Here is a 26326-nt window from a genome sequence, read left to right as displayed (position 1 = left end):
GCCTCGGGTGCTTTCGCACCTGTTTGAATCCCAGCAACGGGGGACGGCAGTCCCCTGCAGCGAACGGCATCAGGGCTTCATTTTTGGCTTGCGCGCCAGCGTCTTCGCCCGTCGAGGACGCTGGACTGTGTTCCATCTCACCCAAAAGGAGAACGCCACAGTGGCCAAGCAGATCATCATCGATCATGTGTTCAAGGTGTTCGGGGACGACCCCAAGACCGCACTCGACCTCGTCCAACAGGGCCTGAGCAAACAGGAGATCCTGGAGCGCACGGGCCAGTCCATCGGCGTGTTCGACGCCAATTTCACCATCGAGGCCGGCGAGATCTTCGTCGTCATGGGCCTGTCGGGCTCGGGCAAGTCCACCCTGGTGCGCATGCTCAACCGCCTCATCGAGCCCACGGCCGGGCGCATCGTGGTCGATGGCCAGGACATCAATGCCCTGAGCGAGCGCGATCTGCGCGCGCTGCGCCGCAAGGACATCTCCATGGTGTTCCAGTCCTTTGCGCTGATGCCGCACATGACGGTGCTGGACAACACGGCCTTCGGCCTGGAGCTGGCCGGCGCCGACAAGGCCGAGCGCCAGACACAGGCCCAGGCCGCGCTGGAGCAGGTGGGCCTGGGCGCCTGGGGCGCCAGCTACCCCGACGAGCTGTCGGGCGGCATGCAGCAGCGCGTGGGCCTGGCCCGAGCGCTGGCGTCCGATCCGTCCATCCTGCTGATGGACGAGGCCTTCTCGGCCCTGGACCCCATCATCCGCACGGAGATGCAGTCCGAGCTGCTGCGCCTGCAGCAGATCCAGCGTCGCACCATCGTCTTCATCTCGCATGACCTGGACGAGGCCATGCGCATCGGCGACCGCATCGCCATCATGAAGGACGGCCAGGTGATCCAGGTCGGCACGCCCGACGAGATCCTGCGCAGCCCCGCCGACGACTATGTGCGCAGCTTCGTACGCGGCGTGGACGCGGCCTCGGTCTTCAAGGCCGGCGACATCGCGCGCCAGGCGCTGACCGTGGTGTCCGAGCACAGCGACCGCGGCTGCCGCGCGGCCCAGCGCCTGCTGGAAGACTCCGACCGCGACTACGCCTATGTGGTCAACGCGCGCCGGCGCTTCCTGGGCGTGGTTTCCTCGCAATCGCTGCGCGACGCACTGCATGGCCGCCCGGGCATGCTGGGCCTGAGCCACGCCTTCCTGCCCAACGTCGAGCCGCTGTCCGCAGGCACGCCGGTGGCCGAGCTGTTCGGCCCCGTGGCCGCCGCGCCCTGCGCGCTGCCGGTGACCAGCGACGACGGCCAGTTCATGGGCGTGGTCAGCCGCACCACCATGCTGCGCTTCCTGGACCGCGACACGCCGCCTGTGCCGCCGCCGCAGGAGATCGTGCCGCCGGTCACGCTCAACCCGCATTTCCCGGCCTCCAACGCTCCCACCGTCGCCCCCACCGTCGCGCCGACAGTGGAGCCGATTGAACAACGACAAGGAGATGCCGCATGAGCGATGCAACCACCAGCCTGAACCCGAACACCACCGCTGCCGCCACCGATCCCTGGGCCGATGCGAGCGCAGCCCCTGCTTCCACCGATTCCGCAGCGTCTGCAGCCTCTGCAAGCGCCGATCCCTGGGCCACCGCCGCCACGCCGGCGCCCGATGCCTCGGCCGATCCCTGGGGCGCCGCCAGCGGCGGTGATGCCGCAGGCGGTGACTGGCTGGGCGCCTCGGCCGGCTCGGGCGTTCCCGACGACGCCCATGCCAGCCTCTGGCACCAATTGACCACCGACGGCCTGCCCGTGCAGGGCTGGATCAACGGCGGCCTGGAATGGGTGGTCCACCATTTCCGCCCCTTCTTCCAGGCCGTGCGCACGCCCATCGACGGCACGCTGTCGGGCATCACCGATGCCATGCTGGCCCTGCCCTGGCCGCTGCTGATCCTGATCCTGACCCTGGTGGCCTGGCAGTTCGCGGGCCGCGCCATGGCCATTGGCGCCGCCGTCTCGCTGGTGGTGGTCGCCATGCTGGGCATCTGGCCCGAGGCCATGGTGACGCTGTCCCTGGTGCTGACCTCGCTGGTGTTCTGCATGGTCATCGGCCTGCCCGCGGGGATTTTGCTGGCCTCCAGCGACCGTGCGCAGCGCTGGACACGCCCGCTGCTCGACGCCATGCAGACCACGCCGGCCTTCGTCTACCTGGTGCCCGTGGTGATGCTGTTCGGCATCGGCAACGTGCCCGGCGTGATCGTGACCATCATCTTCGCGCTGCCGCCGCTGATCCGCCTGACCAACCTGGGCATACGCCAGGTGCGCCCCGACCTGATCGAAGCCAGCCGCGCCTATGGCGCATCGCCCTGGCAGTTGCTGTGGAAGGTGCAGCTGCCGCTGGCCATGCCCTCCATCATGGCGGGCGTTAACCAGGCGCTGATGCTGTCGCTGTCCATGGTGGTGATCGCCTCCATGATCGCCGTGGGCGGCCTGGGCCAGATGGTGCTGCGCGGCATCGGCCGCCTGGACATGGGCCTGGCCACCGTGGGCGGACTGGGCATCGTGCTGCTGGCCATCGTGCTGGACCGCATCACCCAGGCCATGGGGCAGACGACCCGTGGCGGTGCGCGCTGGTGGCACAGCGGCCCCGCCGGCTGCATTGCCCGCCTGCTGGGCGCCGGCAACAAGCCGGTCCATCGCGGCAGCACCAGCTGAATGCCTTCACTGCGGCGCGGATGGGCCCACTGCCGCGCCGCCTTCCCGAAAAGCGGCCAGCCACGCTGGCCGCCCACTCCCCTTTCATCACACAACGGAGGAACCCGAGGATGAACCAAGCCCTGAACCACAATCGACTGCCAACTGCCGCTGCCAGCCACTGGCTGCGCACCGCCACGATGGCTGCCGGCATCGCACTGGCCTGCGCAGGCGCATCGGCCGCCAGCGACCAGCCCGGCAAGGGCGTGAAGGTGTCGCCGCTCAAGAGCTCCATCGCCGAAGAAAGCTTCCAGACCCTGATCGTCATGAAAGCCCTGGAGAAGCTGGGCTACGACGTGCAGCCCTTCCAGGAAGTCGAGTACCCCACGGCCCACGTGGCAATTGCCAATGGCGACGCCACTTTCCTGGCCACGCACTGGAACCCGCTGCACGCCGACTACTACAAGAACGCGGGCGGCGACGCCAAGCTGTTCCGCAAGGGCGTTTACTCGGACAACGCGGCCCAGGGCTACCTGATCGACAAGAAGACGGCCGACGAATACAAGATCACCAATATCGGCCAGTTGAAGGACCCCAAGATCGCCAAGCTGTTCGACTCGGACGGCGACGGCAAGGCCGACCTCACCGGCTGCACGCCGGGCTGGGGCTGCGAGGCCGTGATCGAGCACCACCTGACGGCCTACAAGCTGCGCGACACCGTGACCCACAAGCAGGGCACGTACTCGGCGCTGATCGCCGACACCATCTCGCGCTACAAGGCCGGCAAGCCCATCCTCTACTACACCTGGACGCCCTACTGGGTGAGCAACGTGCTCAAGCCCGGCAAGGACGTGGTGTGGCTGGAGGTGCCCTTCTCCTCGCTGCCCGGCGAGCAGGCCAAGTTCGATACCAAGCTGCCCAACGGCAAGAACTACGGCTTCGTGGTGAACAAGCAGCAGATCGTGGCCAACAAGGCCTTCACCGACAAGCATCCCGACGCCGGCAAGCTGTTCGAGCTGATGCAGCTGCCCGTGGGCGACATCAGCGCGCAGAACCACATGATGAGCCAGGGCCAGAACAAGCCCTCGGACATCAACCGCCATGTGGACGGCTGGATCAAGGCCCACCAGAAGACCTTCGACGGCTGGCTGGAACAGGCCCGCGCCGCAGCCCGCTGAACGCTGCGGGGGGAGCCGCGCCAGGCGCTCCCCCGGCTTCCTGCTTCAAAGGCCCTCTTCAAAGGCTCGCTTCGGCGGGCCTTTTGAACATGCGCAGGGCGATGGCCGTGACCACCACGCCCGCCACCAGCGCCACCGCATACATGGCCACGTGGGTCACGGCGTTGGGAATGGGCGCGACGAAGATGCCGCCATGCGGCACCTTCAGCTCCACACCCGCCAGCATGGACACGGCGCCGGCCACGGCCGAGCCCAGCACCAGGGCCGGAATCGTGCGCAGCGGATCGCGCGCCGCGTAGGGAATGGCCCCCTCGGTGACAAAGGCCAGGCCCAGCACGCCGGCCGAGGCGGCGCTGCCGCGCTCCTCGCGCGTGAAGCGGTCGGCGAACAGGCGCGTGGCCAGGGCCAGCCCCAGCGGCGGCGTCATGCCGGCGATCATGGCTGCAGCCATGGGCGTGTAGACCTGGCTCGCGATCATTCCCGTGGAAAACGCATAGGCGGCCTTGTTCACCGGCCCGCCCATGTCAAAGGCCATCATCGCGCCCAGCAACAGGCCCAGCAGCAAGGCGCTGGCACCCTGCATGCCGCGCAGCCAGGCGCTCAGCCACTGCAGCAGCTCGGCCACGGGCGCACCGACCAGATAGAACATCAGCAGCCCCGTGAACAGGCTGCCCAGCACAGGCAGGATCAGCATGGGCAGCAGGCCCTTGAGCGCCTGCGGCAGCCGGATGTGCGCCGCCATGAAGGCCACGCCGTAGCCTGCGATGAAGCCGGCCGCGATGCCGCCGATGAAGCCCGCCCCCATGCTGGACGCGATCATGCCGCCGATCATGCCCGGCGCAATGCCGGGCCGGTCGGCAATGGAATAGGCGATATAGCCGGCCAGCGCCGGCACCATCAGCGCAAAGCCGCCCTTGGCGCCGATCTGGAACAGCGTCCAGCCCAGCGTGCCCTGGTGGGCATCGTCATGGACATAGATGCCGCCCAGCGCAAAGGCCATGGCGATCAGAATGCCGCCCGCCGTGACGAAGGGCAGCATGAAGGACACGCCGGTCATCAGGTGGCGATAGGCACCGCCCTGGGTCCGGGCCGGCGTGGGCGCGGCGCCGCCTGCAGCAGCGCCTACGGCGGCACCATGCACGGTGGCTTCGGCCAGCGCCTTGGTGATCAGCCCCGAGCCGTCGCGTATGGCCGGCTTGGTGCCGCTGCGCAGCAGCGGCTTGCCCGCGAAGCGCGAAAGATCGACCTCGCGGTCGGCGGCGATGATGACCAGGTCGGCCTCGGCAATCTCCTGCGGCGTCAGCGCATCGAGCGCGCCCACCGAGCCTTGCGTCTCCACGCGCATGGCGTGGCCCAGCGCCGCCGCGCCGCGCTGCAGTCCCTCGGCCGCCATGAAGGTATGGGCGATGCCCGTGGGGCAGGAGGTGACGGCCACGATCCGCTTGCCCGCGCGCTTGCCCAGACTCTCGCCCATGCGCTGAGCTGCGGGACTGGCGGCAGCGCAGCGTGCAAGCACGCCGGCCGGATCATCAAGCGCCTCGCGCAGGCTGCAGCGCTCGACGGCGGCCTGCACGAAGCGGGAGGCATCGGCGGCGGTGTCAGCATCGTCATCGGTGCCGGCATCCCCCACGATCAGCAATTGCCCGGCCTGCGCGGCGGCATCGGCCGCATGCAGCCCGATCACACCGCCGCTGGCGCGCACCTCCACGGCCAAGGGCCGCTGTCCGGCCGCATGGCGCAGGGCTTCGGCGGCCAGCAGCGCTTCGGCGTCGTGCCCGGCGGCTGCGATCACCACAAAAAGAGGGTTCATGAAAGCTCCTGAAGAATGGGGGATCACGGCCACTGGCATGGCTCCAGCAGCACGCTGGCGGCCAGGGCCTGGACGCGGTTGGCATCGACTTCGCGCGCGGGTGCGGCCTGCAGCCAGGCCAGCGCGCTGGCCGTGGACAGGCGTGCGGTGTCCGCCAGATCCAGTCCGCGCAGCCGCGCGGCCACCATGCCCGCGACCATGGCATCGCCCGCGCCCACGGAGCTGCCGCGCGCGCGCTGAGGCGGCCGCGCAATCACCGCGCCTTGCGCGCTGGCGAACAGCGCGCCCTCCTCGCCCATGGACACCACGGCCAGCCCCAGCCCCCTGTCCAGCAGACTGCGCGCGGCGGCCAGCAGCGTGTCGCGGCCGTCCAGGCGCTGGCCTGTGGCGGCCTGCAACTCCTCCCGGTTGGGCTTGATGGCCCAGGGCATGGCCGCATGGGGGGCCGTCGCCAGGGCGGCGGCCAGGGGGGCCTCGCTGGTGTCCAGCAGCACGTCGGCACCGGCGGCCACGGCCTGGGCCTGGAGCCGGGCCCAGCTGTCCGCAGGCAGGCCGGCCGGCAGGCTGCCCGACAGCACCACGGCCAGGCCGGGCCGCAGATACCGGGCCAGCGTGGACATGACGGCGTCCAGATGCGCTTCGGCCAAGGCCAGGCCCGGCAGGTTGATGTCCGTGGTCTGGCGTCCGCCATCGGCCACCAGCTTGATGTTGGTGCGCGTCTGGCCCGGCACGCGCAGGCAGGCGTCGGCAATGCCGCGCTGGGCGAACAAGGCCTCGAACATGCCGGCGTTGTCACTGCCCAGCACGCCCAGCGCGGCCGTGGAAACGCCCAGGCCCGCCAAGGCGGCGGCAACATTGATGCCCTTGCCGCCCGGCGCCTGCACGCTGCCCAGCGCGCGCTGCACCTGGCCGGGCAGCAGCGCATCCAGGGTCACAAGCTGGTCTATGGCCGGGTTCAGGGTCACGGTAATGGCTTGCGGGGCGTTCATGCCGTCACCTCCTTGGCCAGGTCCCGCACCTGCGCGGCATCCTCGCAGCCGAGCGCCCTGTCTGCGAGCGCCTTCAACTGCCGCAGGCTGGCCGCGCGCAGGCCGGCCTTGACACCGGCGATGTCGCCGGGGGTCATGGACAGCTCGCCCACCCCCAGCCCGGCCAGCAGCAGCGCACCGAACGGGTCGCCGGCCAATCCGCCGCAGACGCCCACGGGGCGCGCGCGGGTGGCAGCGCCCTGCACGGTGGCGCGCACCATCCGCAGTACGGCCGGATGCAGGCTGTCGGCCTCGGCCGCCAGCTGCGGGTTCTGGCGGTCCATGGCCAGCACGTACTGGGTCAGGTCGTTCGTGCCTATGGAGAAGAAATCGGCATGGCGGGCCAGTGCGTCGGCCTGCACGGCGGCGGCGGGCACCTCGATCATGATGCCCAGCGGCAGGACCGGGCCGTCCAGTTCGGCACGCAGCCGTTCGCAGGCCGCGCGCAGCGCCAGCAGCTCCTGCACGCTGGTGACCATGGGAAACATTACCGACAGCCTTGCGCCATCGCGGGCCGCCCGGTACAGGGCGCGCATCTGGGGCTCCAACAGGTCGGGGCGGCGCAGCAGCAACCGCGCACCGCGCACGCCCAGGAAGGGGTTGTCCTCGCGCGGCAGCTCCAGGTGGGCGACCTGCTTGTCGCCGCCGATGTCCAGCGCGCGAACGATCAGCGGCCGCCCCTCCAGCGCCTGCGCCATGGCGCGGTAGGTTTCGTACTGCTCGTCCTCGCCGGGCGTGCTGCCGCGCTCCAGGAACAGGAATTCCGTGCGCATCAGGCCCACGCCCTCGGCGCCCTGGGACAGGGCCAGCGGCACCTGCTCGGGCAGGTTGACGTTGGCGCAGACTTCGATGCGCACGCCATCGGTGGTGATGGCAGGCAGGCTGCGCTGCGCGGACACGCGTTCCTGCAGCGCCCGCTGCTCGGCCATGTGGGCATGCGCCGAAGCCAGGTCCTGCTCCGAGGGATCAAGGTAGATGCGGCCATTGGCGCCATCGACGATGGCCAGGGCCCCATCGGCCATGCCCAGCACGCCGCCGCCTGCCGCCACGGCGGCCGGCAGCCCCAGCGTGCGCGCGAGTATGGCCGTGTGCGAGGTGGGACTGCCCTGCGCCGTGACCAGCGCGGCCACGCGCGCCGTGTCCAGCCGGGCGGTTTCCGAGGGCGAAAGATCGGCCGCGACCAGGATGCAGCCGCCTTCCGGCAGGCCCTCCGGTCCCGCCGCTGCCAGCGAGGGCTGCAGTTGCACCAGCACGCGCCGGCCCACGTCGCGCAGATCTGCGGCACGCGCGGCCAGAGCGGGGTTGTCCAGCGCCTGGAGACAGGCCGCGCCCTCCTCCACGGCCTGGTCCCAGGCCCAGGCCACGCCGTGGCCCTGGACCATGAACTGGCAGGCGCGCGTGATGAGTCCGGTGTCGCCCAGCCACTGGGCCTGCGCGCTGAAGATGGCCGCATCGCCTTCGCCCAGGCGACGGCGGGTGTCGTCATGCAGGGCGCGCAGTTGGCCCTGTGTCTCGGCCAGCGCCGCATGCAGCCGCGCGCCGCCCACGCTGAGCGGCTCGGGCAGGTCGGGAATCTCGGCGGCCTCCACACACCACTGGTGGATGCGCGCCACGGCCAGCCCCGGGCTGGCGCCCAGGCCCACAAAGGCAGGCCGCGCCAGCGGCGGCAGCCAGCCCGTGGCGGGCGATTCGGCCGCCTTGCGCGCAGCGGCGTCGGCATCGGCACGTTCCTGGGCCACCAGGGCCTGGGCCACGGCACACAGGCGCTGGACCGCGGCACTGGCGTCGGGGCCCTCTGCCGAGACGGTGACCTTGTCGCCTTCGCGCAGTCCCAGCTGCAGCAGGCTGGCCATCTGCCGCGCATCGGCCACCTCGTCGCCATGGCGCACCTGGATGCGCGAGGCAAAGCCGCGCGCCGCCTCCGCCCAGCGCGTGGCGGGCCGCGCATGCAGGCCGTTGGGATAGGCAATGGTCCATTCGCGCGCCTCGGCCAGATCCACTGCCGCCGGGCGGGCGGCAGGCGGCGCCGGGTCCGCTTGCCCCTGGAGCACATCGATGACCTGCTGCGCATCGCCGGTGGTGAACAGCGCCTGCAGCCGGGGTGTCTGCAGCAGGCCGGCCAGGCGGCGCAGCAAGGTGATATGGGCATCGGAGCGTGCCGCCACCGCCACGACCAGATGCACGTTCTGGCCGGCATTCCAATCCAGGCCCTCGCGCACCTGGAGCACGGCCACCGCGTCGCGCAGCACCAGGGCCCGGTCTTCGGCGCGGCCGTGGGGAATGGCCACGCCGTGGCCCAGAAAGGTTTCGGCCTGGGCCTCGCGCGCCTGCATGCCGGTGGCATAGCCAGGGGCCACGCAGCCGCTGTCCTGGAGCAGCCGGGCCGCCTGGGCGATGGCGTCGGCCTTGTCGCGCACCCGGGCGTCCAGGCGCACGGCGATCTGCAGGCCCGCAGGAGCGGTGGGTGCAACCGCCGGGAGGGATGAATGGGCATTGATCATGGCGCGGATTGTGGGAACGTTCCCAACCATCAGTCAATCTGCACTGCAACATAACCCGGCCATAATCCGGCCATAACTCGGCATTTCTTTGGAGTTATCCTCTGCGGCACACCACAACCAACGGGAACGATTGCATTGAGCATCAGCATCAACGATGTGGCCCGTGCGGCCGGAGTTTCCAAATCGACGGTATCGCGCGCGCTGGCGGGCGGCTCGGTCAGCGAGGAGGTCCGGGCGCGGGTCGCGGCCGCCGTGCAGGCCACGGGCTACCGGCCCAATCTGATGGCGCGCCGGCTGCGCGCGCGCGACGCTGGCCCCATGGGCGTGCTGGTGGCCGACATACGCAACCCGTTTTTCACGGCCCTGATCCGCGCGGTCGAGGCCGAGGCCTATCGCCAGGGCCGGCGCGTGCTGTTGTGCAATACCGACGAAGACCCGCAGCGCGAAGCCATGTACCTGCAGCTCATGCAGGAAGAGCGCATCGCGGGACTGATCTTTGCGCCCACCCAGGCCAGCCTGCACAAGTTGGAGCGCATGCAGCTGGAGTTCCCCGTCGTCCTGGTGGACCGGGCGGGCGCCCCGGCCTTCCATGACAGCGTGGTGCTGGACAACGCCCAGGCCTGCGCCACCCTGGTCAGGCATCTGGTGGACCAGGGCCGCCGCCGCATTGCAGGCGTCTTCGGCAGCACCAGCAGCACGGCGCGCGAGCGCTGCGACGGCTATCTGGCCGCCATGCGCGATGCGGGCCTGGCGCCCGACTTGCGCCAGTTGCCTCCGACCAGCGATGCCGCCGAGGCCGAGGTCGCGCAATGGCTGCGCCAGCCGCAGCGGCCCGATGCCTTCGTGGCCAGCAACAGCCTGCTGCTGGAAGGCTGCCTGCGCGCGATACGCGCCGCAGGCCTGCGCATCCCCGGCGATGTGGCGCTTGCCGGTTTCGACAACGAGCGCTGGACAGAACTGGTGGCCCCCGCCATCACCGTGATCGAGCAGCCGGTGGAGGCCATGGGCCGCGCCGCATTCGGCCTGCTCATGGAGCGGCTGCACACGCCCGACCTGCCGCTGCGCAAGGTGATCATGCAGGGACGCTGCATCGTGCGCGAGTCCACCCAGGCGGCGGGCTGAGGTGCTGCGCCGGGGCGGGGATCACGCAGGGATCTGCAACTGGCGCACGGCGTCGTCCACGCTCCAGCCCGCATAGCTGGCGTGCGGCAAGGCCGGATTGCCCACGCGCGCCAGCAGGTCGCGCACGGGGTCCTTGACGCGGGCCAGGGCCAGCGGCACGCCCAGTTGCCGCAACTGGGCCGCGAAGTCGCACAGCGCCTCGACACTGGTGGCATCGAGATCGGCCGAATCTTCCAGGCTCAGCACCACGCCGCGGGGCGAAGGCAGGGATTGCAGCCGCTCCCGGATGGCCGCAAACACCGGGTCGGCATTGCCGAAGAACAGCGGCGCCTCGGGCCGCGCGATCAGCAGGCCGGCCGGCACCACCGCGTCGGGGTGGCGTGCGGCATCGACAAAGTCATGCGTGTCCCCCAGCCTGCCCAGCCAGCTCACATGCGAGCGCGACAGCGTTTGCAGCAGCATGAGCAGGCTGGCCGCAATGGCCAGCAGCAGCCCGTCGAGCACGCCCAGCGCCAGCACGGCAAAGAAGGCCAACACCACGATCAAGCGATCCCGCCGCCAGGCGAAGTAAGGGCGCAGCGCGGCAGGGTTCAGCGTGTGGCCCACGGCGTGGATGACGATGGCGGCCAGCAGCGGCTGCGGCGTGCGCTCTATCCAGGGCAGCAGCAGCCAGACGGCCAGGCCCACCACGGCGCAGGCCACCAGGCCCGCAGCGCGGCTTTGCGCGCCCGCCACCTCGTTGGCCGAGGTGGCCGAGTAGCCCGCGCCCACGGGCATGCCATGGAACACGCCCGACAGCAGGTTGGCCGCGCCCAGCGCCATCAGGTCGCGGTTGGCATCGACGCGGTCGCCATGGCGCAGCGCAAAGCTGCGGATGGAGCCGTAGGACTCGGCATAGAGGATGAGCGCCATCGCAAAGGCCAGCTCGCCCAGGCGCAGCCATTCGGCGCGCGACAGCGAGGGAATGCCGGGGTTGGAGAAATCCAGCCGTATCGGCCCCACGGCCGCAATGCCCCAGCGCGCGCACCAGCCGCCCGCATCCAGCGCAATGCCGGCCGCAATCACCAGCAAGGCCGCGGGCAGGGCACGCCAGCGGGCCAGCGCACGCATCAGCAGCAACGCCGCAACGGCCATGGCCAGACCCGCTCCATTCCAGTGCCGCCAGCCGGCCAGCAGCTCCCAGACAAAGCGCGGCAGATCGCCATGCACGGGCTGGAAGGCGACGGCATGCGGGATCTGCTTGACCACGATGGTCAGCGCCAGCCCCAGCGCAAAACCGCGCAGCACGGGCTTGGCAATGAAATTGGAGACCGCGCCCAGCCCCGCCACCACGAAGAACAGGCCCGTCAGCAGCACGATGCCCACGCCCAGCAGCATGCGCTGCTGCGGCGAGGTGCCGGCCATGGACGCCGTGGCCGCCAGCAGCACGGCGGCAGAGGAGGATGTGGCCGAGACGATGGCGAAGCGGCTGGTCCCCAGCAGGCCATAGGCCAGCAGCCCGGCGAACAGCGCAATCACCCCGGCCTGCGGCGGCAGGCCGGCGATGCCGGAATAGGCCACGGCCTCGGGCAGCAGCAGGCCGGCGATGGACAGGCCGGCTCCCCAATCGGCCAAGGCAGGCAGGCCAGGGGCACGCATCAGGATTGCGGGGCAACGACGCCGGACCAGCCCGGCAGGTAGCGCGCCTCGGCGCCGTGCGCCAGGCCCAAGGCCTCATGCAGGGCCTGATCGGGCAAGGCGACATCGCTCTTGCCGCTGCGCAGGTCCTTGGGTGCAAAGCGCGTGCGGAAAAAATCGGCCCAGAGGAATTCGACGAAAGGCGCCGTGTCCTTGGCATAGCCACCGGCCTTGCGCACTGCGCCCGCCAGGCTGCGGTAGGGGTCGTCGCGCAGGCGGTCCAGCTGCTCGGGCATCTTGGCCCAGTCGCAGCGGCGGCCGCGCTCGTCATACGGATGGGCCCATTGGTGGAACTCCATCAGGCGCCAGAACATCAGCGGATCGGCCTCGCTGAAATCGGCCAGCTGCATGACCCAGACCTGCTCCACGGACTCCTGCGTCAGCGCCAGCCCCAGGTGGTGGTGGTCAACGATGTAGTGCAGGCCACGCGGCCCCAGCACGGCCGGAAACCAGTGCGAGGCCAGAAGGCCTTCGCGCTCCTTGCGCCTGAGGCGACTCCACTGGTCGCGCTTGGTCTGCACTTCGGCGGCGCCTATGGTCATCTGCGTGGGACGCAGTGCGTCCAGCGGAACCCGGGTCAGATGCTGCTGCGCTCTCATCGTCCAACCTCCGTTGCATCAAAGGTGCGGACCCGGCGGGCTGCCCGGTCCGGCATCCAGAATACGCCTTCGGAGTTACAAATGGTCGCAACAACGGACTTGCACCCATAATCGCTCACAATTTTGTCCCGTTGACCTCATGAACCAGCCCCAACATCCCATCGTCCATGGCACGGAAGACGTGCTGATCAGCCTCTGCAACTCCGTCTCGCGCGTGCTCCAGGTGGCCACGCAGTGCCAGATCCAGTATTCGGGCATGGTGCAACGCATCACCAAGACCAGCCTCAAGCCCGACATCGGCTGCTTTGTCCTGGTGGACGGCGGCTTCTCGGGCCTGGTGATCATCAATTTCTCGGCCGCCGCCGCCATGGAGCTGTACCGCAGCTACATGCTGAGCATGGGCATGGGCGAGGACGACCTGGCCACCTCCTATACCTCGGACGATGTCAGCAACGTCATGGGCGAGCTGATGAACCAGGTGGTGGGCGACTTCACCAGCAAGGTCCAGCGCGAGCTTCAGACCTACATCACCCAGAGCCAGCCCAAGATGATCCGCCTGAACAAGCAGGTCAACCTCAGCGTGGACGCCAACCTCGACTCCCCCGAGGCGCGCCGCGTGACCTTCTACACGGGCAACAACAACATCTTCTATCTCGAACTGGCCATGGACCGCACCGAGTTCATCAAGGTCGTGGACTTCGAGCCCCAGGAGCGCCCCGATCCCGATGCGCTCATGGCCCAGACCGCCGCCAGCGCCCCGGCCGCAGCGCCCGCGCCGGCCGCCAGCACCGACACCGACGAACTGCTCAAGTCGCTGGGCATGTAACTGCCGGCACACGCCCCGGCTTACAACCCAGGCACACAGCCCCGGCACTGCGGGCAAGACCCTGATGCATGCGGATGTATCAGGGCGGCCCCGCAAACGACATCGTTGATATACAGATAATTGGGATGCCAACTATTTGAATATCACCCGATGTCGTCCCCTTTCGCCCCCTTCCCGCCCACGCAGGCCGACCCCGCCGCCGTGCAAAGGCATTTCATGTTCACGCTGGGGCAGGTGAACAAGCAGTGGCGCCGCACGCTGGACCGGCTGCTGGCACCCATGGGATTGACCCAGGCACTGTGGATGCCGCTGATGCACCTGGCGCGCTCGCCCGAGGCCATGCGCCAGAAGGATCTGGCCCACTCCCTGGCGCTGGACAGCTCCTCAGTCGTGCGGCTGGTGGACGGCCTGGCCGCCCAGGGCTGGATAGAGCGCGTGGACGACAGCGACCGCCGCGTCAGGAAAATCCAGCTCACGCCAGCCGGCCATGCCCAGGTAGAAGCCGTGCAGGGCCTGCTGCAGCAGGCGCGTGCCCAGGTGCTGGGCGCCGTGCCGCCCGAGGAACTGGATGCGGCCTATGCCACGCTGCAGCGCCTGCTGGAGGCCATGGCCTCCGAGCCCACCTCCGACACGGACCTGCCCGACGAGCAGGCTGCCTGAGATGACGGCCGAGCACTCTTCGCTATCACCCGCCCAGGACCATGCAGCGGCCAGCCGCAAGGCACCGCTGTGGCTGCTGGTGATCGTGACCATCGTCGGCACGCTGGCCATGCACATGTTCCTGCCCGCCCTGCCCGATGCGGCACGCCAGCTCCAGGCCGGTGCCAGCCAGATGCAGCTGACCATCACGGTCTACATCCTGGGCCTAGGCGTGGGCCAGCTGATCTATGGCCCGCTGTCCGACAGCCTGGGTCGCCGCCCCATGCTGCTGGCCGGGCTCATCCTCTATGCGCTGGCCAGCCTGGCGGCCTTTCTCGCCCCATCCGCCCCCTGGCTGATCGGCGCGCGGCTGCTCCAGGCGCTGGGCGGCTGCGCGGGCCTGGCCCTGGGCCGCGCCATTGCGCGCGATTCAAGCACGCCCGAGAACGCCGTGGGCAGCCTGGCGCTGCTCAACCTGATGATGATGATCGGTCCCGGCATCGCGCCGGCCATCGGCTCGGCCATCGACGACGCCCTGGGCTGGCGCGCCATCTTCGGCACGCTGGCCGTGGTCGGCGGCGTGACGGCCTTCGCCATCTGGAAACTGCTGCCCGAAACCGGCCAGCCCACGGGCCGCCTGCACCTGGGCACCATCCGCGACGACTACCGCAGCCTGCTGCGCTCGCCGGCCTTCGTGGGCTTTGCCGTGGGCGGCGGCTGCGCCACCACGTCCATCTATGCCTTCCTGGCAGCGGCGCCCTTCGTCTTCATCGAGCAGCTGCATTCCACCAAGCATGAGGTGGCCATCTACCTGGGCCTGCTCATGGGCGGCATGGCCGTGGGCAATGGGCTGGCCCGCCAGCTGATACGCCACTGGCCCCTGGAGCGGCTGATGCTCAACGGCAATCTGCTGAGCCTGGCCAGCGCGGCCATGCTGCTGTTGCTGGCCCTGCTCAACCAGCTCACGCCTGCCATCGTGGTGGGGCTGATGGTGCTGTTCGCGCTGGGCTCGGGCCTGACCAGCCCTGCGGCGCTGGCCAGCGCGCTGAGCGTGCATCCGCGCCTCACGGGCTCGGCCGCCGGGGTCTACGGCAGCACCCAGATGGCCGTGGGCGGCCTGTGCACGCTGGGCGCCAGCCTGGGCAGCAACCCGGCGCTGTCGGCGGCGCTGGCCCTGGTGGTGGCCTGCGTGCTGGGGCAACTGGGCTTTCGCAGCGCGCTGCGCCACGCGCAGCGGGCGCCCGGCTGAGGGCCGCCCCGGCTGAGGGCCGCCCCGGCGAGGGCCGCCCCGGCTGAGGGCCACAGTCCCCCAGGCGACGCTCCGCCCGCATGCGGGCGCGAGGCGCACAGGCCCTCGATTACATTGGCGCAGCCGTGGCCAGCCGCCACGGCCCACAGGAGACAAAAAACCATGCGCCAACTTTCCTTTTCCATCGTCCTGCGCCAGGCCGCCACCGGCACGCTGGCAGCCGCCGCGCTGCTGGCCGGCACAGCCGCCCAGGCCGGCTCCATCGAGGCCGCCGAGTTCAAGAGCGCCACGCTGCAGCGCAGCTGGACCTACAACGTCTACCTGCCCACGGGCTACGACGCCCAGTCCAGGCTGCGCTATCCCGTCATGTACCTGCTGCACGGCAACGACGGCCAGCGCAACGACTGGCCCGTCAAGGGCAACCTGCTGCGCACGGTGGACCAGCTGATCCAGAACGGGGAGATCCCGCCCGCCATCATCGTCATGCCCGACGCGGGAACGACCTGGTACGTGGACCTCAAGGAGCCCATGGAGACGGCCTTCTTCCAGGACCTTGTCCCCCATGTCGAGAAGAAGTACCGCACCCTCACCAGCCGCGATGGCCGCGTGATCGGCGGCCTGTCCATGGGCGGCTACGGCGCGCTGCGCTACGTGCTCAAGTACCCCGAGAAATTCCAGGCCGCCGCACTGCTGAGCCCCGCCATCTACAACCCCGAGCCGCCCGCCGATTCCTCGGCACGCTCGGTCAAGGTCTTTGCCGAACCCAATACCGGCGGCCAGTACAGCACCACGGTCTGGAAGAGCTACAACTACCCTGTGCTGTGGGACAGCTTTCTCGCCCGCAAGATCAGCGTGCCCATGTACATCAACTCGGGCGACGACGATGAATTCATGATCGAGTCCGACGCCGCCCAGCTTTACGCCCAGCTGCGCAGGAACAAGCAGCCTGCCGAGCTGCGCATCGTCAACGGCAAGCATGAATGGCCGGTCTGGGAAAGCACCATCGGCGACGCGCTCAAGTACGTGTTCCGCACCGTGCGCCGCCCGCAGGCGGACAACTGAGCCAGGCCAGGCGGTGAAGAAAAAAAGGGGAGCCGGCCGGCTCCCCTTTTTGATTGCATCAGCAGGTCTTACAGATTGCCGACCATCTTGGCAGGGATCACCCAGGCGTCGAACTGTTCGCCGGTCAGGTGGCCGGAAGCCACGGCGGCTTCACGCAGGCTGGAGCCTTCCTTGTGCGCCTTCTTGGCGATGTAGGCCGCCTTGTCGTAGCCGATGTGCGGGTTCAGCGCCGTCACCAGCATCAGCGAGCGCTGCACCAGCTCGGTGATGCGCTCGCGGTTGGGCTCGATGCCCACGGCGCAGTGGTCGTTGAAGCTCTTCATGCCATCGGCCAGCAGGCGCACGCTCTGCAGGAAGTTGTGCGAGACCATGGGGCGGAACACGTTCAGCTCGAAGTTGCCCGAGGCGCCGCCGAAATTGATCGCCACGTCGTTGCCGAAGACCTGGGCCGCCAGCATGGTCACGGCTTCGCTCTGCGTGGGGTTGACCTTGCCGGGCATGATGGACGAGCCAGGCTCGTTCTCGGGGATGGAGATCTCGCCCAGGCCGCTGCGCGGGCCGGAGGCCAGCCAGCGCACGTCGTTGGCGATCTTCATCATGCTGGCGGCCAGCGTCTTGAGCGCGCCGTGGGCGTGGACCAGGCCATCGCACGAGGCCAGGGCCTCGAACTTGCTGGGCGCCGTCACGAACGGGTAGCCGGTGAGCCGGGACAGCTCGGCCGCCACGCCCTCGGCATAGCCCTTGGGCGCATTCAGGCCCGTGCCCACGGCCGTGCCGCCCAGCGCCAGCTCGTACAGGTGCGGCAGCGCGGCGCGCACATGCTTTTCGCCATGGGCCAGTTGGGCCACCCAGCCCGAGATTTCCTGGCCCAGCGTCAGCGGCGTGGCGTCCTGCAGATGGGTGCGGCCGATCTTGACGATGTCGGCATAGGCCTCGCTCTTGGCCTGCAGCGTGTTGCGCAGCAGGGCAATGGCGGGCAGCAGCTTTTGCTCGATGGCCGTGACGGCAGCCACGTGCATGGCGGTCGGGAACACGTCGTTGCTCGACTGGCTCTTGTTCACGTCGTCATTGGGGTGGACCAGGCGCGACTCGCCGCGCTCGCCACCGAGGATTTCGCTGGCGCGGTTGGCCAGCACCTCGTTGACGTTCATGTTGGTCTGCGTGCCCGAGCCGGTCTGCCAGACCACCAGCGGGAACTCGTCCGGGTGCTTGCCGGCGATCACCTCGTCGGCGGCGGCCAGGATGGCCTGGGTCTTCTTCACGTCCAGCAGGCCCAGCTTGTGGTTGACGGTGGCCGAGGCCTTCTTGACCTGGGCCAGCGCGTGGATGATCTCGCGCGGCTGCTGCTCTCCGCTGATGTCGAAGTTCTGCAGCGAACGCTGCGTCTGCGCACCCCAGAGCTTGTCTGCGGGGACGGATATGGGTCCGAAAGTGTCTTTTTCCTGGCGGGTCGCGGTCATTGGTATGGACTCCTTGGTGAAAACAACGCGGCGCAGTTGGCTGGAGGCAGGTCGGCGGGCCGCGCAGGACGTGGCTCGGGGATATCTGGCTGGCAGGGCCGCAATGGCAAAAACCCGCTCATGGTAACTCCGTAAATGGGAACCTCTCGCATCCGTCCCCCACTGAGGTGTCGCCGAGGCGGGCTTGTCCAGGCAAACCCCTCGACTCTTGTACAAGACTGCGCCCATTGCGTGCACTTTTCCCCCTGCAGCGCCGATAATCGCCCCCGGGATTCCCCTCCCCTGTTCCCCCGATCAAAAAGACACCCCACCGATGACCACCACGATCCGCCAGCAGGACCTGATCGATTCGATCGCAGGCGCCCTGCAGTACATCAGCTACTACCACCCCGCCGACTACATCGCCCACCTGGCCCGCGCCTACGAACGCGAGCAGAGCCCGGCGGCCAAGGACGCGATGGCCCAGATCCTGACCAACTCCAAGATGTCGGCCACCGGCCACCGCCCGATCTGCCAGGACACCGGCATCGTCAACGTGTTCCTGAAGGTGGGCATGGACGTGCGCTGGGAAGGCTTCACGGGCGGCCTGGAAGACGCCATCAACGAAGGCGTACGCCGCGGCTACAACCACCCCGAGAACACGCTGCGTGCCTCGGTCGTGGCCGATCCGCTGTTCGCCCGCAAGAACACCAAGGACAACACGCCTGCCGTCATCAACGTGCAGATCGTGCCCGGCGACAAGCTGGACGTGACCGTGGCCGCCAAGGGCGGCGGCTCGGAGAACAAGTCCAAGATGATCATGATGAACCCCAGCGACAACCTGGTGGACTGGGTTCTCAAGACCGTTCCGACCATGGGCGCGGGCTGGTGCCCGCCGGGCATGCTGGGCATCGGCATCGGCGGCACCGCCGAGAAGGCCGTGCTGCTGGCCAAGGAAAGCCTGATGGAAGACCTGGACATGTACGAGCTGCAGGCCAAGGCTGCGCGCGGCGAGAAGCTCGACCAGGTCGAGGAACTGCGCCTGGAGCTGTACGAGAAGGTCAACGCCCTGGGCATCGGCGCGCAAGGCCTGGGCGGCCTGGCCACCGTGCTGGACATCAAGATCAAGATGTACCCCACGCACGCGGCCTCCAAGCCCGTGGCCATGATCCCCAATTGCGCGGCCACGCGCCACGCGCACTTCGTGATGGACGGCTCCGGTGCGGTCTACATGGACGCCCCCTCGCTGGACCTGTGGCCCAAGATCGACTGGGAGCCCGACTACAACAAGTCGCGCCGCGTGGACCTCAACGCACTGACCAAGGAAGAAGTGGCCAGCTGGAAGCCCGGCGACACCCTGCTGCTCAACGGCAAGATGCTCACGGGCCGCGATGCCGCCCACAAGCGCATCCAGGACATGCTGGCCAAGGGCGAGAAGCTGCCCGTGGACTTCACCAACCGCGTGATCTACTACGTCGGCCCCGTGGACCCGGTCAAGGACGAAGCCGTGGGCCCCGCAGGCCCCACGACAGCCACCCGCATGGACAAGTTCACCGACATGATGCTGGAGCAGACCGGCCTGATCGCCATGATCGGCAAGGCCGAGCGCGGCCCGGTGGCCATCGAGTCCATCAAGAACCACAAGTCGGCCTACCTGATGGCCGTGGGCGGCGCCGCCTACCTGGTGTCCAAGGCCATCAAGAACGCCAAGGTCGTGGGCTTCGAGGACCTGGGCATGGAAGCCATCTACGAATTCGACGTGGTGGACATGCCCGTGACCGTGGCCGTGGATGCCGGCGGCACCAGCGCCCACATCACGGGCCCTGCCGAATGGCAAAAGCGCATCGCCTCCGGCGAATTCAAGACCATTGAGATCGCTTCGGCCTGAAGCCGGCGCCAAGCGCAAAGGGACCGCCTTCGGGCGGTCTTTTCATTGGTGCGGGCATTTGTGACAGACTGCCCGCTGCCTGCAACACAGCCCATTCAACATGACCATCGCGCTCGTCCTCATCGCCCTGCTGGCCGTGACCAGCCTGGCCTGGCGTCTGTCCTCCCGCCGCCATGTCCTGCCCTGCCCGTCCTGGCTGCGCTGGATGGTCGAGCTTGACAACCCCTTCGCGGCCAGCAACAAGGCCGCCTTCATCGTCGGGCAACTGCAGATCCAGCCGGGCATGAAGGTGCTGGACGCGGGCTGCGGCCCGGGCCGCGTCACCCTGCCATTGGCGCGTGCCGTTGGCGCGCAGGGACAGGTGCTGGCCGTGGACCTGCAGCCGGCCATGCTTGAACAGGTGGCTGCCAAGGCGCGCGCCCAGGGGCTGGAGAATGTGCGCACCCAGGCGGCTGCGCTGGGCCAGGGGCAGCTTGAAGCGCAGCAGCACGACCGCGCCGTGATGGCCGCCGTGCTGGGAGAGATTCCGGACCGCCAGGCCGCGCTGGCCGATATCTTCCAGAGCCTGCGCCCCGGCGGCCTGCTGGCCGTGGCCGAGCTGGTCTTCGACCCGCATTTCCAGCGCCGCACCAGCGTGGAAAAGCTGGCAGGTGAGGCAGGCTTCATCCCCCACTCCTTCCACGGCCATGCAGCCGCGTATCTGCTGGTACTGCAGCGCCCTCTCCAACCATGACCACCACACATTCCCCTGTAGCGACCCTGCGGACACCGCGCCTGGTACTGCGCCAGTGGCAGACCGGCGACCGACAGCCCTTTGCCGCGCTGAATGCCGACCCACAGGTCATGGAGCACTTTCCGGCACTGCTCAGCCGTGAACAAAGCGATGCCATGGCAGACAGGATCCAGGCACTGATCGAGGAACGCGGCTGGGGCTTCTGGGCGGCAGAGCACCTTGCCAGCGGCGAGTTCATGGGCTTCATCGGGCTGCATACTCCCGCCGCGTCTTTGCCGTTCTCGCCCTGCGTGGAAATCGGCTGGCGGCTCGCCCGGCCTTTCTGGGGCCAAGGCCTGGCCAGCGAAGGTGCACGGGCGGCGCTGGAGCACGGCTTCGGCGCGTTGCATCTGGAGTCCATCGTCTCGTTCACCGCGCTGTCCAACCTGCGTTCGCAGGCCGTGATGCAGCGCCTGGGCATGGAGCGCGACGCCCATGACTTCGACCATCCGCAGGTGCCGGCAGGCCATGCGCTGCGCAGGCATTGCCTGTATCGCTTGACACATGCCCAATGGCTGCAGCAGCAAGCCATGGCCGCAGCATGAACGCGCCCGAGCGGGCATACTGGGCGCCGCCTCCAAAAGCCTTTATCCGCATCTCCACATGACCTCCCCGGCCTCTCCCATCGGCGTCTTCGACAGCGGCATCGGCGGCCTCAGCGTGCTGCAGGCGCTGCGCCATGAACTGCCGCATGAGCGCTTCGTCTACCTGGCCGACAGCGGCAATGCACCCTATGGCGACGCACGCGGCGATGCCTTCGTTCAGCAGCGCACGCGCACCATTGCGCGCCACCTGCGCGAGCAGCACCAGATCAAGGTGCTGGTGATCGCCTGCAACACGGCCACGGCAGCGGCCGTGGACATGCTGCGCGCCGAAATGCCCGAATTGCCCCTGATCGGCGTGGAGCCCGCCATCAAGCCCGCTTCGCTCTCGAGCCAGACCGGCCACGTGGGCGTGATGGCCACACGCGGCACGGTGAGCAGTGCGCGCTTTGCCCGGTTGGTGGCCGACCATGGCCAGCGCGTGCAATTCCATGTCCAGCCCTGCGACGGACTGGCCAAGGCCATCGAGGAAAGCACGGAGCAACCCGTTCCCGCCGACCCCATGGCCACCGAGGTGGCGCAACTGTGCGCCAAGTATGTGAATGCCCTGGGCAGCTTCGGACAGAAGACGGGTGAGATGGATTCCCTGGTGCTGGGCTGCACCCACTACATATTCGCCCGCGAGCAGTTGCGCACGCTGCTGGGGCCGGACATCCAGTTCATCGACACAGGTGCCCCGGTAGCCCGCCAGACGCGGCGCGTGCTGGACCGCCTGGGCACCCTGGCCAGCGAATCAGGCCCCTTGCCCGCAGCAGAGGGCCAGGTCCAGCTGATGACCACGGGATCGCTGCAGGCCCTGCAGTCCGCCGCATCGCGCTGGCTGGAGCTGCCTGCGCAATGCTGCTCGTCCGTTCAGGTCGGCGAATCCAGCGCCATTCCCACGGCCGCTTGAATCACGGCTGCGCCTGCCACAGGCGCCGGCCCGAGTGGTCCATCCAGCTCAGGTACAGCCGCAACTCGAACTCCAGCTGGTGGTAGTCGGGCTCCATGTGGGTACACAGCTGGTAGAAGGCCTTGTCGTGGTCGGGCTCGCGCAGATGGGCCAGCTCGTGGACGACGATCATGCGCAGGAAAGCCTCGGGCGCCTGCTTGAACAGTGCGCCGATGCGGATCTCATGCCGTGCATTGAGGCGGCTTCCCTGCACCACGGTGCGGCGCGTGTGCAGGCCCAGGGCGTTGTGGACCACATGGATGCGGCCGTCGTAGGCCACCTTGTTCAGCGTGCCGGCATTGCGCATGTGCCGGCCCTTGAGGGCATCCACGTAGTCATAGAGGCTCTTGTCCGTGCGCACGGCATGGGCCTCGGGATGCTTGCGCAGCAGCCAGGCCTCGGCCTTGTCATCGGCCAGCCAGCCACGCACCTGTGACTGCAGCGCGGCCGGGTAGGCGGACAGGTAGGGAAGCGGCAGCGCGCCACCGGCCACCTCGCGCCGCTGCTCGCGCTGGCGGCGCACGGTCTCGGTGACTGCTCCGGAATACTTGGGCGTGCTGGCCTGTGCCGCCATGGCTGTACGCTGCGCGGGGCAGCGCCTTGCGCTCAATGCAGGTGGCGAGGGCGGCGGTTGCCGCCGTGGCCCGAACCCGATCCACCCATGCCACGCGGCGGCTTGCCGATCTCCAGCGAACTGACCAGGGCGTCGAAGCGCTGGGAGAACAGCTTGTCGATCTCCTGCACCACGCCACCCAGCTCGGAGCCGTCGAAATGGCGCTCCATCAGGTTGACCACGTCCTGCACCAGCAGGTCGCGCTGCACCTGCATGATGGCCGCGGGCGTCGGGCCAACGAAGAGCATGACGAAGTCGTCGCGCGACTCGGCCTCTTCGGACTCCTCTTCCTCGTCGAACTCGGTGTCGTAGAAGGTCACCTCGATGGCCGCGCCCTGCTCGGCCAGCTCATTGATGCCCATGCACATGTCGTCCAGCGACTGGCGGAAATCCTCGTCACCACGCACGGTCCAGCACACCTGGAGCAGGCGCTCCTTGGTATCGAACTGGATGCCTGGCTCTTCCTCATAGACGCTGCCAGCGCCATCGGCCAGGGAACGGGCCCCCGCATACTTCCACAGCGGACCCAGCGCTTCCTGCAACTGCTCGTAGGTCGTGTCGGGGCGCAGCAGCACTTGGCCGTGCACGTGGATTTCAAATGGAGCGTTGTAATTCGACATGTTCTCGTCTGGGATGAGTTTGGCCACACCTGTCACGCCGCACCATGTGCCACGATCAACGTCAACGGAACGCATGCAGGCATCGCCATCACTGTCTGCCCGAGCCGCGCCATCCAGGCAAGCAGCCCGGGGCCTGATGAATGGATTCTCGCACGTTATGCCAACGGGCAAGGACTTGGCAACGCATGGACACCGTGCAGCGCAGCAAGTGGGCAGGACCGTCGATGCACGTTGCGGCCCGACGCCTGAATTTGCGGAACAGCAGGCGCCTTGGCTGCTTCAATCCGCTACCGTATAGATAGCAACAATGCCTAGTACGTATTGGGTTGTGGTGCCCCGAGCCGGGATCGAACCGGCACGCCCCTGTTCGGAAGCGGCGGATTTTAAGTCCGCAGTGTCTACCAATTTCACCATCGGGGCCCTGCACCGCAGCGTCACAGGTCAGCGCGAACTGCTCACACCTGCAACTGCAGCACCAACGAAAAAGGGAAGCGTTACCGCTTCCCTTTTTTCTGAATTGGAGCGGGAAAACGGGTTCGAACCGTCGACCTCAACCTTGGCAAGGTTGCGCTCTACCAACTGAGCTATTCCCGCGTATCTGTAAAGCTGTGCGCTTCACAGAGCAGACTTGAATTCTAGCGCAGATTTTTGGTGCTTCGGAAGAAGCCCGCAAAAAATCTGCACCAAGGCAGATCGCAGCCCGCCTTGCACTTTGCTGCGGCAGGCTGCTTCACCGTCGACGCCTACTTGCCGTCGATGCGATCCTGCATGCGCTTGGCCCGCTGTTCGGACGGCGGATGGGAGCTCAGGATGGAGCTGCCGCCGCTGCCAGCGCTGAGCTTGGCCAGCTTCTGGAACGATGTGACCAGCCCCTGGCGGCTCATCTTCTTTTCCGTGAGCAGATCGAAGGAGTAGTCATCAGCCGCCGACTCCTGCGACTGCGAGAACTGGGCATTGATGAACTTCTCACCCAGATCACCCGCCTGCGAACGCGACAGCGAGGCCAGCGCCGAATTGCCGCTATTGGCTGCAATAGAACGTGCGGCCGACGCCGCATAGGCCGTCTGCATGCGCTTCTTGCTGTGACCCAGTGCCACGTGCCCGATCTCATGGCCAATCACGCCACGCAGCTCGTCATCGTTCATCAGATCCATCAGGCCGCTGTAGACACGGATGCAGCCATTGGCCATGGCCCAGGCATTCACGTCCTGCGTCATATAGACCTTGTAGACAGCCTTCTTCCCATTGACAGCCTGCGGCATGCCGGCAATCACCTTGTTCAGCCGCAGCGTGTACTTGCTCTTTGCATCTGCCACCTTGTTCTGGGCATCCATGGCTGCGCAGGAATCATTGGACAGCGTGACCACGTCGTCATCCGTGAGCGTCATGGCTTTCATGGCCGTGGAGCCCGAATCCAGCAACCCGCCCACATCGGCAGACTCCATGGTTTTACAGCCCGCCAGCACCACGCCGCTGGCAACAATCGCCGTCAATAACTTGATCTTCATAATCCCTCCCAATAAATGAAGCGCGCATCATATCCACGACCCGCCAATTCAATCTACCGGCAATGACAACCCATTTGCAATTTCTTGCAATTTCTCAATGGACAAGCAATGCAAAATTTCAATGACGACTGCTCATTACAACAAATGGAAACAATTAAATTCACCAAATCAGCGATGAATGACCAAAACAGGCATGCAGCCATGCTCTCGATGCACAGAGCGTGAAGCACTGCCACGGCACTGAATCGGAAGAGAAGAAGATGCGCCAGCCAAGTCGAGGCCGCTGCGGAGACATGGCACCAAGGACCAACAACGATCCGTGATGCAGAAAAAGAAAAAGGCCCCGAGGGGCCTTTTGAACACTGTGTCTGCAATGAATTTTTGGAGGCGCGAACCAGAGTCGAACTGGTCTAACCGGATTTGCAATCCATAACAAGCTTTTAAATTCAATGACTTACAACGGAACCAACCAAAAAACACAAAATCCGCTCGCAGCCCGTAAGATGTACTACGCAATGAAGTCATGTCGCATTTTCAGCTTGAAATAGGACAACTAGGGCAATCCTCCTGTACCGCAGCATCCGTACACTCCCGCGTATCACCTCAGAATTCCAGCTAGTGACTAGCTCCGCTCGGTCTCTTGACAAGCGCTACGGAATTGACTCCAAGACGGTGGCCAAGTGGCGTGCACGTACCTCTGTATTAAGAGTCGCTAACACCACTTCGACGCAGCCCCCCGCAGAGCGGTTATGCTCGCTGCCCTTATGGCACGACGACCCGTAAGCAAAGAACTGTGGCGACAGCTACAACCCCTGGTACCAGCCTTCGTGCCTTCTGCCAAAGGCGGTGCGCGCAAGCTCACAGTCAGCGATGAGGCCGCCCTCAACGGCATCTTGTTCGTGCTGCAAACAGGCATACCATGGGAAGACCTTCCCCAATCTCTTGGGTACTGCAGCGGCATGACTTGCTGGAGGCGCCTGCGCGACTGGAATACTGCTGGCGTCTGGGAGCAGTTGCACCAGGCCATGCTGACTCGCTTGCGTGAACACGACCAAATCGATTGGAGCCGGGCCAGCATTGATGGCGCCTCGGCACCAAGCCCCCAGGAGACCAAGAAACGGGCCCTAACCCCCCGGACAGAGGCAAGCTCGGCTCCAAGCGACACATAGTTGTAGATGCCAGGGGCATTCCTCTGGTGATCTTGTTCAGCGGTGCGAACAGGCATGACTCCAAGATGTTCGAGAAGTGCGTTGACGCGATTCCTGCGATTGCAGGCTTGCCAGGGCGTCCCCGTAAAAAACCAGCCAAGCTGCACACCGACAAAGGCTACGACTTCAAGCAATGCCGAGCCCACCTGAGGCCGCGGGGCAGCATTGGCCGGATTGCCAGACGAGGCATTGAGAGCAGCGAGCGGTTGGGAAAGCACCGGTGGGTGGTGGAGAGGACGCACAGCTGGTTTGCAGGCTTTGGCAAGCTGCGAATCCGCTTTGAACGACGACTGGATATCCACGAAGCGCTGCTGAAATTGGCGGCCGCGATCATCTGCGCGCGCTTCGTGGATCGGTGATGTTAGCCAGTCTTAGACCAAAAAT

The 26326-nt window shown here is 67.3% G+C and carries 22 protein-coding genes and 2 tRNA genes; 13 read left to right on the top strand and 11 right to left on the bottom strand.

Annotated features, from left to right (window positions below):
• Window positions 1-160: 160 nt before the first annotated feature.
• The 3 genes from proV to proX all read left to right on the top strand — a co-directional run bounded on the left by proV (window position 161) and on the right by proX (window position 3848).
• Entirely contained in the window at window positions 161-1495 is a 1335-nt protein-coding gene (proV, locus tag BO996_RS12815; protein ID WP_139093481.1) for a glycine betaine/L-proline ABC transporter ATP-binding protein ProV, read from the top strand.
• Window positions 1492-2691 carry a glycine betaine/L-proline ABC transporter permease ProW gene (proW, locus tag BO996_RS12810; RefSeq protein WP_071954947.1) on the top strand — a complete coding sequence of 400 codons (1200 nt, stop codon included), beginning with the start codon at window positions 1492-1494 and terminating at the stop codon, window positions 2689-2691. Before proV ends, proW begins: the two co-directional genes overlap by 4 nt.
• 110 nt (window positions 2692-2801) lie before the next feature.
• Window positions 2802-3848, top strand: coding sequence for a glycine betaine/L-proline ABC transporter substrate-binding protein ProX (proX, locus tag BO996_RS12805; protein WP_012204550.1), 1047 nt, complete (start codon window positions 2802-2804; stop codon window positions 3846-3848).
• A gap of 58 nt (window positions 3849-3906) precedes the next feature.
• Here proX and BO996_RS12800 read toward each other — a convergent pair whose 3' ends face one another.
• The 3 genes from BO996_RS12800 to ptsP are packed head-to-tail and all read right to left on the bottom strand — an operon-like array spanning window position 3907 to window position 9187.
• Window positions 3907-5658: a PTS fructose transporter subunit IIC gene (locus BO996_RS12800; RefSeq protein WP_071954946.1), complete on the bottom strand. Its 1752-nt coding sequence runs from the start codon at window positions 5656-5658 to the stop codon at window positions 3907-3909.
• A 23-nt stretch (window positions 5659-5681) separates the two neighbouring features.
• A complete protein-coding gene (locus BO996_RS12795) occupies window positions 5682-6647 on the bottom strand; it encodes a 1-phosphofructokinase family hexose kinase (RefSeq protein WP_071954945.1) in 966 nt (321 codons plus the stop codon).
• Complete coding sequence (gene ptsP / locus BO996_RS12790) at window positions 6644-9187, bottom strand: phosphoenolpyruvate--protein phosphotransferase (RefSeq protein WP_071954944.1); 2544 nt, start codon at window positions 9185-9187, stop codon at window positions 6644-6646. Before ptsP ends, BO996_RS12795 begins: the two co-directional genes overlap by 4 nt.
• A gap of 135 nt (window positions 9188-9322) precedes the next feature.
• Here ptsP and BO996_RS12785 point away from each other — a divergent pair, with 135 nt between their 5' ends.
• Window positions 9323-10309 (top strand): LacI family DNA-binding transcriptional regulator, encoded by a 987-nt coding sequence (locus BO996_RS12785; RefSeq protein ID WP_071954943.1) that lies wholly within the window; start codon window positions 9323-9325, stop codon window positions 10307-10309.
• 21 nt (window positions 10310-10330) lie between these two features.
• On the opposite strand, the gene BO996_RS12780 is transcribed toward BO996_RS12785, so the two are convergent.
• Window positions 10331-11947, bottom strand: a complete 1617-nt coding sequence (locus BO996_RS12780) for a SulP family inorganic anion transporter (RefSeq protein WP_071954942.1) — start codon at window positions 11945-11947, stop codon at window positions 10331-10333.
• Entirely contained in the window at window positions 11947-12585 is a 639-nt protein-coding gene (locus tag BO996_RS12775; protein ID WP_071954941.1) for a ParB-like protein, read from the bottom strand. Before BO996_RS12775 ends, BO996_RS12780 begins: the two co-directional genes overlap by 1 nt.
• A 139-nt stretch (window positions 12586-12724) precedes the next feature.
• Here BO996_RS12775 and BO996_RS12770 point away from each other — a divergent pair, with 139 nt between their 5' ends.
• The 4 genes from BO996_RS12770 to BO996_RS12755 all read left to right on the top strand — a co-directional run bounded on the left by BO996_RS12770 (window position 12725) and on the right by BO996_RS12755 (window position 16361).
• Window positions 12725-13411 (top strand): DUF3334 family protein, encoded by a 687-nt coding sequence (locus tag BO996_RS12770; RefSeq protein WP_012204543.1) that lies wholly within the window; start codon window positions 12725-12727, stop codon window positions 13409-13411.
• A 150-nt stretch (window positions 13412-13561) separates the two neighbouring features.
• A complete protein-coding gene (locus BO996_RS12765; protein WP_071954940.1) occupies window positions 13562-14071 on the top strand; it encodes a MarR family winged helix-turn-helix transcriptional regulator in 510 nt (169 codons plus the stop codon).
• 1 nt (window position 14072) lies between these two features.
• Window positions 14073-15299, top strand: a complete 1227-nt coding sequence (locus BO996_RS12760; RefSeq protein ID WP_071954939.1) for a multidrug effflux MFS transporter — start codon at window positions 14073-14075, stop codon at window positions 15297-15299.
• 162 nt (window positions 15300-15461) lie between these two features.
• Entirely contained in the window at window positions 15462-16361 is a 900-nt protein-coding gene (locus BO996_RS12755) for an alpha/beta hydrolase (protein WP_012204540.1), read from the top strand.
• Between the two features lie 68 nt (window positions 16362-16429).
• On the opposite strand, the gene fumC is transcribed toward BO996_RS12755, so the two are convergent.
• Window positions 16430-17821 carry a class II fumarate hydratase gene (gene fumC, locus BO996_RS12750; protein WP_071954938.1) on the bottom strand — a complete coding sequence of 464 codons (1392 nt, stop codon included), beginning with the start codon at window positions 17819-17821 and terminating at the stop codon, window positions 16430-16432.
• Window positions 17822-18134: 313 nt separating this feature from the next.
• Here fumC and BO996_RS12745 point away from each other — a divergent pair, with 313 nt between their 5' ends.
• The 4 genes from BO996_RS12745 (at window position 18135) to murI (ending at window position 21954) form a co-directional block, all read left to right on the top strand.
• A complete protein-coding gene (locus tag BO996_RS12745) occupies window positions 18135-19688 on the top strand; it encodes a fumarate hydratase (protein WP_034391754.1) in 1554 nt (517 codons plus the stop codon).
• A 100-nt stretch (window positions 19689-19788) separates the two neighbouring features.
• Entirely contained in the window at window positions 19789-20421 is a 633-nt protein-coding gene (locus tag BO996_RS12740) for a class I SAM-dependent methyltransferase (protein WP_071954937.1), read from the top strand.
• The gene (locus tag BO996_RS12735; protein ID WP_071954936.1) at window positions 20418-21005 is read left to right on the top strand and encodes a GNAT family N-acetyltransferase; all 588 of its coding nucleotides are present in this window, start codon (window positions 20418-20420) and stop codon (window positions 21003-21005) included. The genes BO996_RS12740 and BO996_RS12735 overlap by 4 nt, the downstream gene beginning before the upstream one ends.
• A gap of 58 nt (window positions 21006-21063) precedes the next feature.
• Window positions 21064-21954, top strand: a complete 891-nt coding sequence (gene murI, locus BO996_RS12730; protein ID WP_071957090.1) for a glutamate racemase — start codon at window positions 21064-21066, stop codon at window positions 21952-21954.
• Between the two features lies 1 nt (window position 21955).
• On the opposite strand, the gene BO996_RS12725 is transcribed toward murI, so the two are convergent.
• From BO996_RS12725 to BO996_RS12705, 5 genes are all read right to left on the bottom strand, one after another.
• Window positions 21956-22567 (bottom strand): M48 metallopeptidase family protein, encoded by a 612-nt coding sequence (locus BO996_RS12725; RefSeq protein ID WP_012204534.1) that lies wholly within the window; start codon window positions 22565-22567, stop codon window positions 21956-21958.
• A gap of 32 nt (window positions 22568-22599) precedes the next feature.
• Window positions 22600-23226, bottom strand: coding sequence for a DUF6806 family protein (locus BO996_RS12720; protein ID WP_013803265.1), 627 nt, complete (start codon window positions 23224-23226; stop codon window positions 22600-22602).
• A 329-nt stretch (window positions 23227-23555) separates the two neighbouring features.
• Window positions 23556-23646: transfer RNA gene (locus BO996_RS12715), tRNA-Leu, on the bottom strand.
• Window positions 23647-23744: 98 nt separating this feature from the next.
• Window positions 23745-23820: transfer RNA gene (locus tag BO996_RS12710), tRNA-Gly, on the bottom strand.
• Between the two features lie 149 nt (window positions 23821-23969).
• Entirely contained in the window at window positions 23970-24734 is a 765-nt protein-coding gene (locus BO996_RS12705; protein WP_043824220.1) for a M48 family metalloprotease, read from the bottom strand.
• Window positions 24735-25498: 764 nt separating this feature from the next.
• Here BO996_RS12705 and BO996_RS28775 point away from each other — a divergent pair.
• Window positions 25499-26301 (top strand): IS5 family transposase gene (locus BO996_RS28775; RefSeq protein WP_156898017.1). Its coding sequence is split into 2 segments (ribosomal slippage): window positions 25499-25826 and window positions 25826-26301, totalling 804 coding nucleotides; the frame shifts between segments, so codons are not numbered across the junction.
• The last annotated feature ends 25 nt before the right edge of the window (window positions 26302-26326 follow it).

It is taken from the genome of Delftia sp. HK171 (genome assembly GCF_001886655.1).
In the GTDB taxonomy this organism is placed as follows: domain Bacteria; phylum Pseudomonadota; class Gammaproteobacteria; order Burkholderiales; family Burkholderiaceae_C; genus Comamonas; species Comamonas acidovorans.
The sequence above is the reverse complement of the archived record's forward strand: the minus strand, read 5'-3'. Positions and strand labels throughout refer to the sequence as shown.